General features: G+C 59.8%; 12 protein-coding genes. 5 read left to right on the forward strand and 7 right to left on the reverse strand.

The window, feature by feature from the left end; translation table 11 throughout:
- Positions 1-50: 50 nt before the first annotated feature.
- Positions 51-869: a hypothetical protein gene (locus tag BLT47_RS09115; RefSeq protein WP_143021772.1), complete on the forward strand. Its 819-nt coding sequence runs from the start codon at positions 51-53 to the stop codon at positions 867-869.
- A 410-nt stretch (positions 870-1,279) separates the two neighbouring features.
- On the opposite strand, the gene BLT47_RS04870 is transcribed toward BLT47_RS09115, so the two are convergent.
- The 4 genes from BLT47_RS04870 to BLT47_RS04885 all read right to left on the reverse strand — a co-directional run bounded on the left by BLT47_RS04870 (position 1,280) and on the right by BLT47_RS04885 (position 8,143).
- Positions 1,280-4,228 carry a choice-of-anchor M domain-containing protein gene (locus tag BLT47_RS04870; protein WP_074662316.1) on the reverse strand — a complete coding sequence of 983 codons (2,949 nt, stop codon included), beginning with the start codon at positions 4,226-4,228 and terminating at the stop codon, positions 1,280-1,282.
- Between the two features lie 112 nt (positions 4,229-4,340).
- A complete protein-coding gene (radA, locus tag BLT47_RS04875; RefSeq protein WP_074662321.1) occupies positions 4,341-5,741 on the reverse strand; it encodes a DNA repair protein RadA in 1,401 nt (466 codons plus the stop codon).
- Positions 5,742-5,888: 147 nt separating this feature from the next.
- On the reverse strand, positions 5,889-6,545 hold the full coding sequence (locus BLT47_RS04880) for a potassium channel family protein (protein WP_049619961.1): 657 nt from the start codon (positions 6,543-6,545) through the stop codon (positions 5,889-5,891).
- 200 nt (positions 6,546-6,745) lie between these two features.
- Positions 6,746-8,143: a TrkH family potassium uptake protein gene (locus BLT47_RS04885; protein WP_231583142.1), complete on the reverse strand. Its 1,398-nt coding sequence runs from the start codon at positions 8,141-8,143 to the stop codon at positions 6,746-6,748.
- Positions 8,144-8,264: 121 nt separating this feature from the next.
- Here BLT47_RS04885 and BLT47_RS04890 point away from each other — a divergent pair, with 121 nt between their 5' ends.
- From BLT47_RS04890 to BLT47_RS04910, 4 genes are all read left to right on the forward strand, one after another.
- On the forward strand, positions 8,265-8,480 hold the full coding sequence (locus BLT47_RS04890; protein ID WP_065414958.1) for a helix-turn-helix domain-containing protein: 216 nt from the start codon (positions 8,265-8,267) through the stop codon (positions 8,478-8,480).
- 283 nt (positions 8,481-8,763) lie between these two features.
- Positions 8,764-8,862, forward strand: coding sequence for a 30S ribosomal protein bS22 (locus BLT47_RS04895; RefSeq protein ID WP_005504750.1), 99 nt, complete (start codon positions 8,764-8,766; stop codon positions 8,860-8,862).
- Positions 8,863-9,565: 703 nt separating this feature from the next.
- Positions 9,566-10,030: a MarR family winged helix-turn-helix transcriptional regulator gene (locus BLT47_RS04905; protein ID WP_074662328.1), complete on the forward strand. Its 465-nt coding sequence runs from the start codon at positions 9,566-9,568 to the stop codon at positions 10,028-10,030.
- Between the two features lie 84 nt (positions 10,031-10,114).
- Positions 10,115-10,780 (forward strand): histidine phosphatase family protein, encoded by a 666-nt coding sequence (locus BLT47_RS04910; protein WP_074662333.1) that lies wholly within the window; start codon positions 10,115-10,117, stop codon positions 10,778-10,780.
- A gap of 171 nt (positions 10,781-10,951) precedes the next feature.
- Here BLT47_RS04910 and BLT47_RS04915 read toward each other — a convergent pair whose 3' ends face one another.
- The 3 genes from BLT47_RS04915 to BLT47_RS04925 all read right to left on the reverse strand — a co-directional run bounded on the left by BLT47_RS04915 (position 10,952) and on the right by BLT47_RS04925 (position 15,126).
- On the reverse strand, positions 10,952-11,524 hold the full coding sequence (locus BLT47_RS04915) for a PLDc N-terminal domain-containing protein (RefSeq protein ID WP_083330078.1): 573 nt from the start codon (positions 11,522-11,524) through the stop codon (positions 10,952-10,954).
- Between the two features lie 210 nt (positions 11,525-11,734).
- Positions 11,735-12,643, reverse strand: a complete 909-nt coding sequence (locus tag BLT47_RS04920; protein WP_074662338.1) for a 1,4-dihydroxy-2-naphthoate polyprenyltransferase — start codon at positions 12,641-12,643, stop codon at positions 11,735-11,737.
- Positions 12,644-12,903: 260 nt separating this feature from the next.
- A complete protein-coding gene (locus BLT47_RS04925) occupies positions 12,904-15,126 on the reverse strand; it encodes a hypothetical protein (RefSeq protein WP_074662342.1) in 2,223 nt (740 codons plus the stop codon).
- Between the last annotated feature and the right edge of the window lie 304 nt (positions 15,127-15,430).

Below are 15,430 nucleotides of genomic sequence, written 5' to 3' on the forward strand. Positions count from 1 at the left end.
CACCGAGTAACGGGAGGCCGAGCACCGGGCGGCTGGGCAAGATTCTGGCGGTGCTGTTGGTAATTGTGGTTTTGGTGGGCGGCGCGATTTGGCTGGTGACCACGGTGTTTGGCAAGGTCACGGAACATCAGGAAAGCCGCGCGCAAACCCCGCAACCTTTGTATGAGCCGGTGGAATGTACGGCGGCAATGCTCGAATCTTCGCTCGGGTTGAAGGGAGGGGTGGTGGGTGCGCCCACGGTTTTCACGCTGACTTTGCGCAATACTTCGATGGATAATCCGTGTTTTATTGACGTGGGCCGTGCGCACGTCAACGTGAAGATCACTTCGGGGAGTGCGGATATTGCGGAGACCGCGGGCTGTGCAGATGTGCCGGAGTCGAAAATTTTGTTACTTGATCGCGGTATGAGTGCCACCACGGAAATCACGTGGCCGGGCCGGGTTTCGCCCGGTACTTGTGCGAGTACGGGAAGTTTTGCGCAGGCGGGTGGTTACCGCGCGGAGGCAAGTGCCCAGGATGGCAAGTTGCTGCTCGGCGATATTACTTTTGAAATGAAACCGGTCGGTTCGCGGTCACAGCAATTGGGGGCAGCCCCGCGAGTCCCGGGCGAAAAGGTCGCCAGTGGGGAAGAAGCAGGTGGCGAAAGTTCTACCGGTGAAGGTACTACCGGTGGAGCCGCCGGCGGGGAAGGAGCTACTGAGGGAGAAGCCCCTGCTGGGGAAGACGCCGCTGGGAACGGCACCGCAGGGGACGGCACCGCTGGGGAAGGGGCCGCTGGGGAAGGGGCCGCTGGGGAAGGAGCCGCTAACCCCGAAAATTCCGTGGGCGCGGGCACCGAAAATGGAGCCGAGGAAGCCGGGAATGGGTAAGCCTCATAAACCGAGAAACCGGAGAAGCTGGCGAAGCTGGAAAACCTGGGAAAACGGGTAACCCGGGGACGCCCGGGAAACCAGGGAAGTCGGGGAACTGGGTAGCCGGGGAACGCGGGTGAGCAGAGAATCCTGGCCAAGGGGAGAATCCTCCGGCCTGCTGCGGCGGCCGTGGCGGCCGTGGCAAAAAGCGGCCTTAGCGGCCTTGGCAAAGAGGCAGACTTAAAAAAGCTGCGGCCTTGGCGAAGAAGCAGCCCTGCAATAAAGCAAAAACCGCGGCGGAAGTAACCATTTTGGCTACTTCCGCCGCGGTTTCGCTTAGCTATCTACCAGCCGGTTTAGGTTCCGGCCTTGCGGCTACTGATACGCGCGCCTGCGGTTTTAGCTTTCGGTGCGCGTACCGGTTCCGGTCAGAATTGGAGGATTCCGCCGTTGAGGGCATCAACCAGATCATTGATGGACTTGCGGCCATTGTTTGGTTGGTTGCCCGTGCCGGTATCAGTTCCGTCTTGGCCAGCATTTGCGCCCGGCGCGGTAGCGTTACCGTCGCCTTGCTCGCTGCCATCTTGGCCGGTGCCGTCCTTACCGGCGTCGTTTCCGGTACCGGACTGGCCACCGGAACCGCCCTTATCGGCGTCGGCACCTTGCCCGTCTCCTTGCCCGGCACCCTGATCGGTAGTGCCCACACCGGCACCCTGCGGCACCGCGCCTGCCTTATAACCGGCCACTGCTTGGTCGCCTACCAGGAAGGTCAGGGTTTGGGGCTTGCTCTTCACCCCGCGTTGGGTTTCGAAGACCACGTTGAACTTGTAAGCGCCCGGCTTCGTGAAAGCCCAAGAGCCGTGGGCGTGAGTCGGTTCCGGAATGTCGATCGTGGTGTCACCTTCCGCGGTGTTAATCAGCATGTCCAGCTGCTTCTTCACGCCGTCGTACTGGTACACGAAAACGTTGCTGCCTTCTGGCTTTTCCACCGGGTCGAGCGTGAGCTTTACAGAACCCCACCCGAACTTGGTGGTAGACCAGCCCGGCCACACGTGCGTGCCATCAAAGGTTTGCCCCAAGTTATAGAACTCGGTGCCCGGCTTGCCCAGGAAGTCGAAATCCTTAGATGCCAGCGGGCCTTTTGCCCCGCGCGTCTTCAACGTGGAATCGGGCACGGCTAGCGTTACCGAATCGATCGTGCGATACACGGAACCCTTCGCGTGCTGGGCAGTATCGTCGTGCACAAAACCGGTAATGCTGTCGCCGAAAGGCGCGGCGCCAATATCCACGTGGCCCTTGGTCAACAGGACCGGCTTCTGGAAGGGATTCTTGTGGGAGGAGCCCAGCGGATCCGTGATCGGTTCATCGCCGAACTGCGGACGGGCAAAACCGCCGCCTGAATCTTCTTCGTCTTTGGCGGCGTTACCGTCACCGTTACCTTCGCCGCTCCCGTTGCCAGAACCGGCGTCGTTACCGGAGCCTGCGCCAGAATCCGTGCCCCCAGCTTCCCCGGTACCGGGTACGCTGCCGTTTTGGGAATCATCTGTTGCGCCCGGTTCGTCTGCGTTGCCGGAGCCTTCTTCGCCTTCACCTTCGCCGGTTGTGGCGCCGCTGCCGGTACCGTCTAGCGTTACCGTGTTATCGAAGGCCGCATTTACTGGGTTGCCGGCCGCGGTATACAGCTCTGCGGTGGAAGACTGCGGTTGGGAATCATCGAGCTTCCAGGAGGACTGCCCGATTGCCGCAGCTACATCCATTTCTGGGGTGGGTACGAAGGTGAACTTGAGAACATGGTCGGTGAGCCAACCGGTGTCGTCCACCAAAGAAAGCTCCCCGTTGGTACCAATCGAACCTTCGAAAGGCTGATCGGAAGCCGGGCTATCGGCGTTCCTATACCAGCCGCCCTTGATTTCCCCGCGCAGGTTCGGATCGGAAAGTTTCACCGTGGTGGTGAACTGATCGCCATCTTCGGAAATCTGGGTGCTGATCGTGTAATCCACCTTGCCGCTGGGCTTGTAGGTATTCGTAGTGAAAGCCGGTGCCTTATCGCGGCTAGCCTTTTGCGGCCAAGCGGAAGCCATCTGGTTCACGGACTTAAGTTGCTCACCCGGAGTGTATTCGATCCCGGTGGAAACCCAGCGGCCGTGGGAGTTATCTGCAGGTACGAATACGGCCTGCAAAGTGGAAGCAGACTTCGTGCTTCCCAGCATTTCGTTGTACGTTCCCACGCCGTTTTGGACCGGTACTTCGGTCAGGAAGTAACCGTCAAGGAAGAAAGCGACGGTACCGGAAGCGGTGGAATCTCCGGCGTTAAAGGTCAGAGTGGAGAATTTATCGTCCCCGTCCGCCCAGGACCTTTTATCGGTGGAGTTGGGCCCCACTGAGAAGCTGTACTTGCTGGTATCGCCTTCGCCGGCGGCGTTGTAGCGGTCAGCAAGCGGCGTATTCGGCTGCGTGGTGGGATCAACCCCGCCCACGTACCAGGTGAAAGGCACCGGGTCGGAAGCAATAATTGCGCCGTCCTTACCGCGCGCTACGGCCCGATAAGTGAGGGTGTAAACACCCGGCTTGGAGAAAATTGTCTCGTTATGGCTGTGCGCGCCGGGAACCAAAAGCGCGGCGCGGTTCGCCGGATCGTGGCTGGAGAGCAGATGGTTCACGTTATCGAAACCAATTGCCATCATTTCCATGCGGCCCGGGCCATCAAAATCGACGAGCTCCAACCAGAACGCTCCATCCCGGAAGTTCTGGGTAGGAATCTTGGCATCGGCACCAAAACCGGCCCAGATCGGTGTATTGCCGGGCCCGGCTACGGCCGGTGCCCGCCACCAGCGGTCCGAAACCTGGGAAACATAGTTGTACATCGGTTCGTTACCAGGTTCGAAAATGTGCAGGTTGCTACCCTGGTTATTTGCCCGCGTATAGCCCTTGCCGAGCCAGTTCGCGGTTTGCCCGAGCGGGTAGTTCACGCTCTTGGCTTCGTTGTACAGCTGGAACTTGCCGTTTTCCCAGAAGACCTTGGGCGCATCAACATGCGCGGCGGTAGTAATGGTCTTGCCCAGGTGTGCGCCGAAAGGCGAATCCTCGGAAACTGGGCGGCTAGTCGTATTAGCTTGGCTGGCTTCTCCTCCCGCGGCAGGCGCGGAAGCGGGCGCTAGCTCCGAATTGGTATCTGCTTCGTTACCGGTTTGGCCGTAGATGGCCGCGGTGTATTCCTCATCGGTAAGGAAACGCAGAGTTTCGGTGCTAGTTTCCTCGGTACCGTTTCCCGCAGCGGCGTCGGTGAGGGCCGAATCGTCGGCAAAAGCGGGGGTGGCACCCAGGGCGCTCGTGAAGGCCAGAGCTCCAACGGCGATAAGCGCGTGGAATTTTCTCATGGGTTATTCCTTCTAAACGAAAGTATTTCCTGGGAATTTTATCGATAATGCGAATCGTTCGCAATAAGGTTTGAGGGTCGACGCCGAGGTATTCGTCTCGCTTACCGCGTGGCTATCCGAGGGGGAGCACGGCTTCCATGGCTTCGCGAATATCGGCGCAGGGTTTGGTGCGCAGGCCTTCCGGAATGTCTTTGGCGGCGGTGCCGCGCGGCACGAGGGCGAGGGTGAAGCCGAGCCGGGCGGCTTCTGCCAGGCGTTGTTGGATGCCGGTGACGGGCCGCAATTCGCCGGTGAGGGCTACTTCTCCGCAGGCGATCACGCCGGGGGCTATGGGTAGATCCGCGTAGGCGGAGGCCAGGGCGAGGGCGATAGCAATATCGGCGGCCGGTTCGCTTGCTCGCGCCCCGCCCACGGTGGAAACGAAAACGTCTTTTTGTTCCAGGGCAAAGCCGAGCCGGGCTTGTAGTACGGCGATGGTGATTGCTACTCGCGAATAGGAAACCCCGGCCGTGGTGCGTTGTGGCCGCCCGGTAGCGGGAACTACGAGGCCTTGTAGTTCTACGGGCATGGGGCGGCGGCCTTCTAAGGTCATGGTTACGCAGGTGCCGGGAACCGAAGAGGTGCGCGATGATAAAAACAGGCCGGAAGGATCGGCTAGCCCGTTGATGCCCGAATCGGTGAGTTCGAAGCAGCCGACTTCATCGGTGGCACCGTAGCGGTTTTTTACGGCGCGGACCATTCGTAATTGGGAATGCCGGTCGCCTTCAAATTGGCACACTACGTCTACCAAATGTTCGAGCACGCGCGGCCCGGCAATATTGCCGTCTTTGGTTACGTGGCCCACGAGCACTACGGGCATGGCGCTGCGTTTAGCCACTTGGACGAGCGCGCTAGTTACGGCCTTGACTTGCGCGGTGCCACCGGCGGCGCCGTCGATCTGCGCACTGGAAATAGTTTGCACCGAATCGACAATCAGGAGGGAAGGCCGCGCGGTTTCTACGTGCCCGAGCACGCGGGCGAGGTCAGATTCGGCGGCCAGGTGCACATGCGGGTGCAGGGCGCCGATACGTTCCGCGCGTAAACGTACTTGCGCGGCCGATTCTTCCCCGGTTACGTAGAGTACCGGGCCTGCTTGGCGAGCTTGGGCCTGCGCGGCGGCTTTGGCGGCAACGTCCATGAGCAGGGTAGATTTCCCCACCCCTGGTTCCCCGGCGAGCAACACGACGGCGCCAGGCACTAGGCCCCCGCCCAGCACGCGGTCTAGTTCACTCACGCCGGTGGGGTGTTTAGTGGCCGCGGCTCGCGGCACCTCGGTAATCGGCGTGGCCGGGCTAGTGGGGGCGAGTGGCCCGGGAGTGCGGGAATCCCCGCCCGGGCCGGCAGCTGCCGCGGCGGGGCTTGGCTCTTGAACTTCTAGGGTGCCCCATTCCCCGCAGCGGGTACAGCGGCCCATCCACTTCGCGGCCGTCCATCCACAGTTAGTGCATTCATAAGTCGGCGTCGTCTTTGCCATACTCATAACCCTAGAACAGGGGTCCGACACTAAAGGCACCGGCGCGAGTGCCCTAAACACAAAGCGTGGAAAATGCGAACATTGCGAAACAGAAAGCGCGGAGTTGCTGGCGGGTGCGGCGTCGGCCCGGCGCGAGCGCCGCCGGCCCTACCGGGTGGCGAACTCCTCGAGGAGTTCCGAATCTCCGGAGACGATAATGACGTCGTCCGCGCCGATGCGGGTGTCTGCGCTGGCATATTCGAAGGCTTGCCCGGCGGCTTTCACGCCGATGATGCGTACGCCAAAGCGTTCGCGGATGCGCGATTGGGCAATAGTGAAACCCTGAATATCGCGCGGTGGGCGCATTTTGACGATGGAAAAACCGTCTTCCATTTCGATGTAGTCGAGCATGCGGCCAGAAACCATGTGGGCCACGCGCTGGCCGGCGTCGAACTCCGGGTACACCACGTGGTGGGCACCGATGCGCCGCAAAATTCGCCCGTGCGAACGCGAAATTGCTTTTGCCCAAATCTGCGTGGTCCCGAGGTCTACCAGGTTTGCGGTGACCAGTACGGAAGCTTCTAGGGAGGTGCCGACGCCGACGACGGCCGTGCGGAAATCTTCGGCTCCCACTTCCTCCAACACTTCCATGGAGGTCGCATCCCCTTGGATAACGCGCAGCCGGCTCGACCATTTTTGAGCCAGATCCGGATCGCGCTCCACCACGAGCACGTCGCGGCCCAGGCCGTCTAGCGTGGTGGCAATAGCGGTACCAAAACGCCCCAGCCCAATTACGAGCACGCCCTTCTCATCAATATCCGCCACGTCAATCCTTTCTGTTTGGCCATACCCAGTCTAAGTGGAAGCGCGGGGGCGAGCCTAGCACCCGGCCGCGCCCGTAAATCCGCCCCACGGAAACCTGCCACACGGAAACCTGCGATCCGGTGCCGCTGCCGCTATAACCTGCCCGCCGCAGTATCGCGGCGCCTCGCTACCAAATAACTTGCTACCTAATAATCAACGTGCTACCCAATAATCGGGCGTTCTTGGGGGAGGCGGATGGTGCGGCGTCGGTTCCGCAAGGCGAGGGCGGCAGCAATCGTCATGGTGCCGGTGCGGCCAAAGAACATGAGCAAAATGAGTACCGCCTTTGCCGAACTGGGCAGGGCCGAGGTAATGCCGGTGGAAAGCCCGCAGGTAGCGAAGGCAGAAATGGATTCGAGGAGGATTTCGGAGAAGTGGAAATCGGTGAGCTGTAAAAGCGCGATCGTGCTGATGCCAACCATGAGGGCGCCGGCAAAAGTCGCGGCAATGGCCAGGCGGAGAACTTCGGCCGGGATGCGTTTCCCAAAGGCTTCGGTATCACGATCGCCCCGGGCTTCCGCGCGGATCGCCAGCAAGAGCACCGCGAAAGTGGTTACTTTAATGCCGCCGGCGGCGGAAGCTGAACCTCCCCCAATAAACATGAGGCCGTCAATTATGAGCCAACTCGTTTCGGACATCGCCCCGATATCCGAGGTGGCAAGCCCGGTAGAACGCGCGTCGGTGGAAAGTACAAGAGCGGCATTAATCCGATCCGCGGTGTTTAAAGCTCCCAGAGTTTCCGGGTTGTGCCATTCGAGAGCGCCGAGCGCGAATGCGCCCAAGATCCACAAAATTAGATACGTGGTGAGCGTAATTTTTGTGGTGATAGACCATTTTTTGGGTCGTTTCCGGTTGCGCCACATATCGAGCACTACCGGGAAACCAATAGCGCCCGCGATCGTGCCGAGCATAATCGGAATGGTAAGCGACCAATTTCCAACGTATGGCTCCACCCCTTCCGGCATGATCACAAAGCCGCCGTTATTGAAAATCGAGACGGCCATGAAATAGGAATGCCACAAGCTGGTAAGGAGCGGTTCTCCTTTTTGTAGGAAGAAGGGGAGGAGCAAAACCAAAAGGATCGATTGCACCGTCAAAGAAACGATCACGACGGCGCGGAGCAAGGACCCGACTTCCCCTAGGGAGGATTGGTTTTCACTGGCCGTGAGCATGCGCTGAGTCAGGCCCACATGGCGAGAAACCGCGCGGCCCAAAATCGAAGCGAGGGTCATTACACCCAAGCCGCCCACAATAAGGCCGAAGGAAATAAAAAGCTGCCCGATCGGGGACCAAAAAGTGGCGGTGGAAACCGTGGTCAAACCCGTTACGCATACCGCCGAAGTCGCGGTGAAAAAAGCATCAATAAGTGGGGCAGGCTGCCCGCTAGCCGTAGCTACAGGTAAGGAAAGCAGCCCGACTAACAAGAGAATAACCAGTGCGAATACTCCCAGCGCTGCGCGGGCCGGGGTTTCGCGGGCGATTCGGTCAACACTTTCACGCATCCTGTCGAGGAGGCGGGCGCGTGCTGCCGGGCGCCCACTCGATACATTTTCACTCACTCCGTGAGCCTAAGCGGCAAAGTCAACACCTGCAAGAACTCTGGTAACTCCCAAAAATGAGTTATCCTGAAGCATGTTGTAGTCGCTTGTGCGACCCTTCATCGAGACTTCAGGACGTGCCATGACCAAACTACCGCTCAATAACCCCCAGTTTTATACGGTTGCGGAGGTTGCTGATCTTGTGCGCGTTTCTCGGATGACGGTGTATCGAATGGTCCACTCTGGGGAACTACCTGCCGTGCGAGTGGGTGGTTCGTACCGGGTACCAGTTTCTGCGGTAGAAGATTTGCTCGGTGGTTCCCTGCCCGAAGCTGGACGGCGTACCGCCGGCGAATAAGTACGGCCAGGTGCGCGGTTACGTGTGCGGCCGGGTGGTGGCCAGGTACGTGGCCGCGTGGCGGTTACGTGCGCGGCCGGGTGGTGGCTAGGTGCACGGTGGCTAGGTGCACGGCTGGGTGGCGGCTACGCGAACCGGGAAGGGCAATAAAACCAACTAAGCGGCTAGACGTGATGACTACCCCACATTAAAGGAAGAAATCAGGGGCGGCCGAGCGGTAAAATAATCCAGGTCTATGGGTGTAGCGCCCGTATTTAAATGTCATCTGTTCCAGGAGGTGCCCGTGGGGTCCGTCATCAAGAAGCGCCGCAAGCGCATGTCGAAGAAGAAGCATCGCAAACTCCTTCGCAAGACGCGCCATCAGCGTCGCAATAAGAAGTAACGCAATAAGAAGTAACTAGTACAGCAAGTATCAGTACGGCCAAGTGCCAGTACGGCAGTACGGCCAAGTGTTGGTACGGCGAGTGCCAGTGCAGCGAAGAAAATCGGGTCCGCGTAGCGGACCCTTTTCTTTTCATTTACGCAAAACACTATTTTCGAAATTTCGCACTCGATTTCGCACTCGATTTCGCTCTAGATTCCGCATCCTTTCGTCTTTCGGGGTTTTGCGGTCTGCGATCTTTCAGGATTTCGCAACCTTCCGCCCGGGGAGAAATGAGAGACATGATTTTTTTGGGGCCGTTGGTCCTGTCAAACCGAAAAAGTGTGCACTACCGTAAACAAAGATCTGCGATTTCAGCTAAATTTTCATCCGCGCACACGAGTGCTCGCCAGGGTGATAGCACGCGGAATTGCAGGTCAGGAAGTGTGGATTTAGTGCATGTGCTACTCAATGCGAGGTAGCGGGTGAGTAAGTTCTGCCGGTATTGGAAATAGGGGATGGGTGCCTGCGCTTGTGGTGCAATCAGGTTTGGGACCTTGGTCTCCGGCCAGATTTCGCGCAAAAATCCATCTCCTACAATGGAAAAACCAGAAATTGAAGATAAAACTGTAGTGCGTCTAAATTTGCGGGTAGGGTCCGCAACCGAGGCGCACGCCGGAAAAATGCGTGATTTTCCGGATGGAACGTTGAGGGGAAACTTCCAATGAACGAAGAAGTCCGCTGGCTCAGCGACGACGAGCAGTATGCCTGGCGTGCATATCTACGTGCAACGGCTATCATCTCCGAAAATTTGAATCGGGATCTGGTGCGCACGCATGCGATATCGCATAACGAGTACGATATTTTGGCACGGCTTTCCGAAGCTCCCGACCGTACTTTGCGCATGTCAGCGCTCGCGGATGTGATGGTACATTCGCGTTCGCGGCTTACTCACACGGTCCGCCGCCTGGAAGATAAAGGGCTTGTAGTCCGTACCGCTAATGAGGAAGATCGGCGGGGTGTGGATTGTACGCTCACCAAGGCCGGTTGGGATTTTGTGGTTGAAGTGGCCGTTACGCACGTCAACTCCGTGCGCAAGCACGTGGTGGATAAGCTGGGGCACGATGATTTTCTCCGCCTGGGCTGGCTGTGTACCCGTCTGGTGGATAATCCGCGCGATATTCGCTAGAGCGCGATTCGGTAAAGCTGGTTTGCTCTGGCGCGAACTGGGCACTTGCCCACAGCACGGTAGCTTCCACCTAGAATTGGGACCATGATTGACGTTACGCGAGTGCATATTGTCCGCCATGGCGAGGTAGATAACCCGACCGGCGAGCTGTACGGGCGCCAGCCCGGATTCCATTTGACGAAGCTCGGCCACCGTATGGCCCAGCGCGTCTCCGATTATTTTGCGGATCGTGATATCCGTGCTGTGGTTGCCTCGCCGCTCGAACGTGCTGTAGAGACGGCCACTCCCACCGCGGAGCGGTTCGGCTTGGAAGTGCAAACCGATGCGAACCTGATCGAAGCAGGAAATAAATTCGAAGGCGTGAACGTCAACCGCAACCGCGCCATCTTGGCCCACCCGAAATATTGGGGCTGGTACACGAATCCTTTCCAGCCTTCTTGGGGTGAGCCCTATACCGAGATTGTGGACCGGATGAGTCAAGCTGTGCGTAGCGCCTTAACCCAGGCACGCGGCGGGGAAGCCGTGCTGGTTTCGCACCAACAGCCAATCTGGGTTTTGCGTCTCTTTATTGAAGGCCGCTCGTTGGCGCATGATCCGCGCCGAAGGCAATGCGCGCTCGCTTCAGTCACCACTCTTACTTTCCAGGCCCGCCGTCTGGTGGCCCTCGACTACGCCGAACCGGCCGCCGACCTGGTGAAAGCCTCCAAAGACATTACCCCCGGAGTTTCCGAAGCGGCACTGCGCAGCTAGAAGCACTGCACAGCTAGAAGCATAGAAACACTGCGCGTAACCAGAAACACTGCGTAGTAAAACGCGCGGACGCCGCGCGCCCGCCCTAGTTTTTCGGTTCCGGAACTTGCTTATGCGGTTCCGGAACTTAGTTGTGTGGTTCCGGGAGCCTTGGTTGCGCGGTTCCGGAGTTTAGTTTTTCGGTTCCGGTGCGCCGGGGCTAGTGGTATCAGTTTCGTTCTCGGGGTGTGGCTCGCCACCATTGGATGTCCGGTCAGCTTCGCCGGCGCGAGCAGAATTTCCGTGTGAGTAGCCGGAGCTGGGGTGCTGCGAGTTTTCGTTGCCGCCGTCTGCGCGATTATTTTCGGCACGGCCGCGATCAGTGTTGCTGGTTTCCGGTTCGGTAGCGACATCCTGAGCGGTTGCTGCCTCACGTTGCTGGCGTTCCCACTCGCGGAAACGCACCCGCGCATCCAAACGAGACAGGAATTCGGGATCATCATCTGGCGCAACCTGCCCGGAACGGCGCGGACGATCACGGCGAAGCCCTTGCCCGCCTAAAGAAATCGAACCTGTGGGATATTTCAGCGGCCAAGAAAGCGCAATCCACAAGACCGAACCGAGCACTGGCAAAACTACCGTCAGCGCGATCCACGCCGATTTTGCCAGGCGTCCGGGAACTTGCGATTGGTCAGTACGAACACAATCGACAATTCCGTAAACCCACACCGTGACCGCGAACAGGGCCATCAACACTCGAGCCATGCCTACAATTCTAACCTCTGGAAGTGTGCACCTCTTACATAACTTGCACACATAAGCAGTCGGCGTACCGCACCCGGCCTGGCTACCTGCATAATCTCGGATAGCCTACCAACACCGCGAGCGCGATTAGCCGCCAGAAACCAGAGGCGGCCGGGCGTGAATTATTGCGCCAACCGGGCCCGAACAATTACCGCAAACCGGCCAAATTCCTCATCCGAGCCAGGCGGCCAGGGCGTAGGCAAACGCCGTCGCCAATCCGTAACTGAGCTCCACGAAACCAGTGTTTCGCAAAACTGGAATGAGGGCGCGCCCTTCTGCCCGCTGCGTGCCCGCGCGGGTAACCGTTCGCGCACACCCGAAAGCAAGATAGGCGGGGTAAGCGAAAAGCACTACGAGCCACCAGCGCGATCCTAAGAAAATGCAAAGCACGACGCCGAGGGCCAAGGCCAGTGCCAAAGTGGCGGCATAAACCTGCCGGGCACGCGCGTCTCCCAGGCGCACGGCCAAAGTGTGTTTACCCGTCACTGAATCGGTGGGAATATCGCGAATATTGTTGACCATCAACAAGGCGCAGGCGATCAGGCCCATGGCGCAAGCGGCGATCCATGCCGGGGCGGGTACGGCAAGTAGCTGCACGTATACGGTCCCGGCGGTAGACATGAGGCCAAAGAAGAGGAAGACCCCAACTTCGCCCAGTCCGGCATAGCCATACGGATGTTTACCTCCGGTGTAGAACCAGGCGGCGAGCGCGGCCGCCACGCCCAGGCCAAGTAGCCACCATTTGCCGGTGAGCGCGACGAGCCACAAGCCACAGACGCAGGCAAGCACGTAGCAGGCAATGGCAGCGCGGAGCACTACTTGCGGTGAAGTTCTCCCGCCCCCGGTGAGGCGGGGTGGGCCGGTGCGTACGGCGTCGGTGCCGCGCACCCCGTCCGAATAGTCATTGGAAAGGTTGACGGCGATCTGCAAAATCAGGGCGATGGCCAGGCACAGCCCGGCTCTTGCCCAGTTGGCGCCGCCGCCCCAAATCGCAATTCCGGTACCGGCAAATACCGGCGAAACACTTGCCGGCAGGGTGCGGGCACGAATGCCTTCCACCCAATCATTGAAAGTAGCCACGATTCGACATTTTAGGTGGACAGCCGGTTTCCGGCTACCTCATGTGCATCGGCTACCCGCATGTGCAGATGGGCGCGGCGGCAGCGGGCGCGCGCCGGTGGGCGCCGGCCGGCCTACCAGTATCTGTGCCGGCCTACCGATGCCCGTGTCTGTGCCTGCCTACTGATGCCCGTGTCTGTGCCTGTGCCGGCGCCTGCGTCTGTGCCGGCCTAGCGGTGCCCATGTTTGTGGCTGCACCCCTCCGCCATTTGTGCTCGTGTTTACACGTGCGAGCCGTAGGCGGAGTAGCCGGTCGCGCCGGTTTGCGGCGGGGCGGGCCGGGCGAAGCGGGAAACTACTTCTACGAGGAGTCCGATTAGCAGGCCAATGAAAATGATGTACCAGTGGGTGGTGGCATTGGCGCTCAAGGTGACAGAGCCCGTGCCAAAACTGGCATCAAGCCGCAAACCGAAACGGGTGATGCCGTAAATAATGGCGGTCACGGAGGTGAAGGAGAAGGGCATAATGATCCAGGAGATCGGCCCGTATTGCAGGCGCGGATCGCGCGAGCGCCCCCAATGCACACCGAACAGCACGGTAGCTACCAGCGCGGCCAACACCACTACTACGATCAGCCAAATCGGCAAGCCGCTGGCAATCAAATGTATCCCGGAAACGCCGTCGCCCCCGCGATATTCGGCCGGCAACAACTGTAAGAGCGAGGCATCTACAGAAATGTTCATGGCGCCGCCTAAGCTTCCGGCCAGTGCCACCGCACCTGCGGTGAGGAAGTAGGGGAAGGCGATCAGGAGCAAGGAGAAACGGCTACCTACTGAGGAGTCGGCGAGTTGCCCGCCGGCTCCGGTGAGCACGAAAATGCCAAGCATTAGCGCCGCGAAGGTCACGCTGAGAATGAACCACGCGAAGGCAATTGCCACCCCGTGGCAGAAAGTGGGGATCGGGGAAGCACTGGTGAGCAGGTAGCGGTTTTGCGGGGTGGAGCGAATTGTGAGCAGGCGCCCAAAACCGGAAGCAAATAGGCCGAGCGGGATCGCGGTGGCAGCCGCCAGGAGCGGACTGGGGTTAATCGAACCGGTAATCCCTTCGAATGCGAAATCGCTACGCGTAAATGCTGCCAAGCCCGCGGTGCAGGCGGCGAGCACAAAGGCGGAAAGCCAGGCGGGCATCCACACCATGAGCGTGGAATTGCGTTGCCCGCGGCCCGACCAGCGGTGCGTATAGAACAAGGTGAGGCCGATAATCGCGGTGGTCGTCAAAGCGGTGGCGTAGAAAGTGCCGTTGAAACTAATTCCGGAAGCGCCATCTATCGTGAGCGACGCCGAACCGCCCAGGCCAAATACAGTGGTCAGGGAGCTGTATGCCGCCAAAAGGTGTTTATAGGTGCCGCCCGGTACTCCCGTATTTGCCCCGGAAGTGGCGTGGGAAAGTGCTCCGCCGATCAACCCGGCCGCCAAATTAACCAGGAAGGCCACTACGAGCGCAATAATCGGTGCGAATGCGGCCACCAACCACACCGAGGCGTGGAAGCGGCGCCGCTTTGGCGGTGCTACCGCCGGTGCGGAAGGCCCTTGCGTGGAAGCCCCTTCATTGAACAAAGAGTCGAAGCGGAAATCGGCGGCTGCGTCTTTGCCTTGCGGCGTCGAACCCGCATCGGAGGCGCGGTTCTTAGTGCCCGTATCGGCAGCGCGCGCGGCGGCACGTCCGAAAGAGGTGGTATCTGCGCTGGCGGCACTCGCCGTGCTGGTAGCGCTCGCTGTGCTAGGGGCGCTCGCCGCACGGGTGGGGCTAGCAGCACTTCTAGCGCTCGTAGCGCTGGCCTCTGGGGCGGAAACCTTACGCGGTTCGCGGCGCACGGGCGGCAGAGTGCTGGACGTCCAGTCGCTTGGAACGGGCCTACTGGGAGCAGGATTGCTGGGCCCCGTACTGCTTTGCCCCGTAACGCTTGGCCCCGTACTGCGCGGCGCAGCGCTAGCTAGTTCCGCACTGCTTGGCGCCGAGCGGAAGGGCGAAGAGCTTTCTGGCGCATGAGTAGACGCATGAGTGCTGGGTGCGTAACTACCGGGTTCGTAACCACCGTACGCATAATCACCGGAAGTAGAACTACTGGGCGCAGAACTCCCTAGCGCGGAACTTTCGCGGGCCGGGCTGCCAAATCGTGCATCGCGCGGATCGCCAACATAAATCCTGCCGGAGGGGCGGTAGTCACCGTCGTAATGGTCAGCGGTGTAGTTACCGTCATAACGATTATCGGCGGGGTAGCTATGGGTAGAGCGGGCCGGGGCGGGGCTACTTGCCTCGCCGGTGGATTCCACAGCATCCAGAGGAAGCGGGATATCCCGAGTGCCGGCCAGATCTCCGGCAGTTACCGGGTCTACCGCGCCGAAGGCAGCCTGCCACGCGGCTTCTTCCGCGGAGAGATCACCTTCCCGGCGCCACTCTGGTTGCTCGGGTGTTCCCGGTTTTCGTGCGTTATGTTCGCCCATTTCCGTTCCTCGTATCCTGCTCTTCCCCATGCACGCGTCTGCCCGTATTGCCGCATACGCTAGCGGATAGGTAGCTACCTGCACCGACTCTGGGTGGCGCGGGTGCTGTCCCGTTATCTTTCTGTAACCATAGCGAACGTTCCTCCCGGTGCGCTCTCTATGCAAAGCGGTTGGCGGCACGGCGTCAAACCTTTATTTTCGCTGCTACTAAGTCCGCGTGGTAGGACCTAGCACCTGCTACTGCGTCGTGCTTTCCCGCCCTATCGCGGCTACTACTCCACGATAGGTTTGGAGTCGGTCACGG

The organism is Actinobaculum suis (assembly GCF_900102025.1).
GTDB lineage: Bacteria > Actinomycetota > Actinomycetes > Actinomycetales > Actinomycetaceae > Actinobaculum > Actinobaculum suis.

What these genes read in the sequence shown, in the direction of transcription:
- BLT47_RS04870 (WP_074662316.1), bottom strand. Translation starts at nt 4,228, where the DNA reads ATGAGAAAATTCCACGCGCTTATCGCCGTTGGAGCTCTGGCCTTCACG.
- radA (WP_074662321.1), bottom strand. Translation starts at nt 5,741, where the DNA reads ATGGCAAAGACGACGCCGACTTATGAATGCACTAACTGTGGATGGACG.
- BLT47_RS04890 (WP_065414958.1), top strand. Translation starts at nt 8,265, where the DNA reads ATGACCAAACTACCGCTCAATAACCCCCAGTTTTATACGGTTGCGGAG.
- BLT47_RS04905 (WP_074662328.1), top strand. Translation starts at nt 9,566, where the DNA reads ATGAACGAAGAAGTCCGCTGGCTCAGCGACGACGAGCAGTATGCCTGG.
- BLT47_RS04910 (WP_074662333.1), top strand. Translation starts at nt 10,115, where the DNA reads ATGATTGACGTTACGCGAGTGCATATTGTCCGCCATGGCGAGGTAGAT.
- BLT47_RS04915 (WP_083330078.1), bottom strand. Translation starts at nt 11,524, where the DNA reads ATGGCTCGAGTGTTGATGGCCCTGTTCGCGGTCACGGTGTGGGTTTAC.
- BLT47_RS04925 (WP_074662342.1), bottom strand. Translation starts at nt 15,126, where the DNA reads ATGGGCGAACATAACGCACGAAAACCGGGAACACCCGAGCAACCAGAG.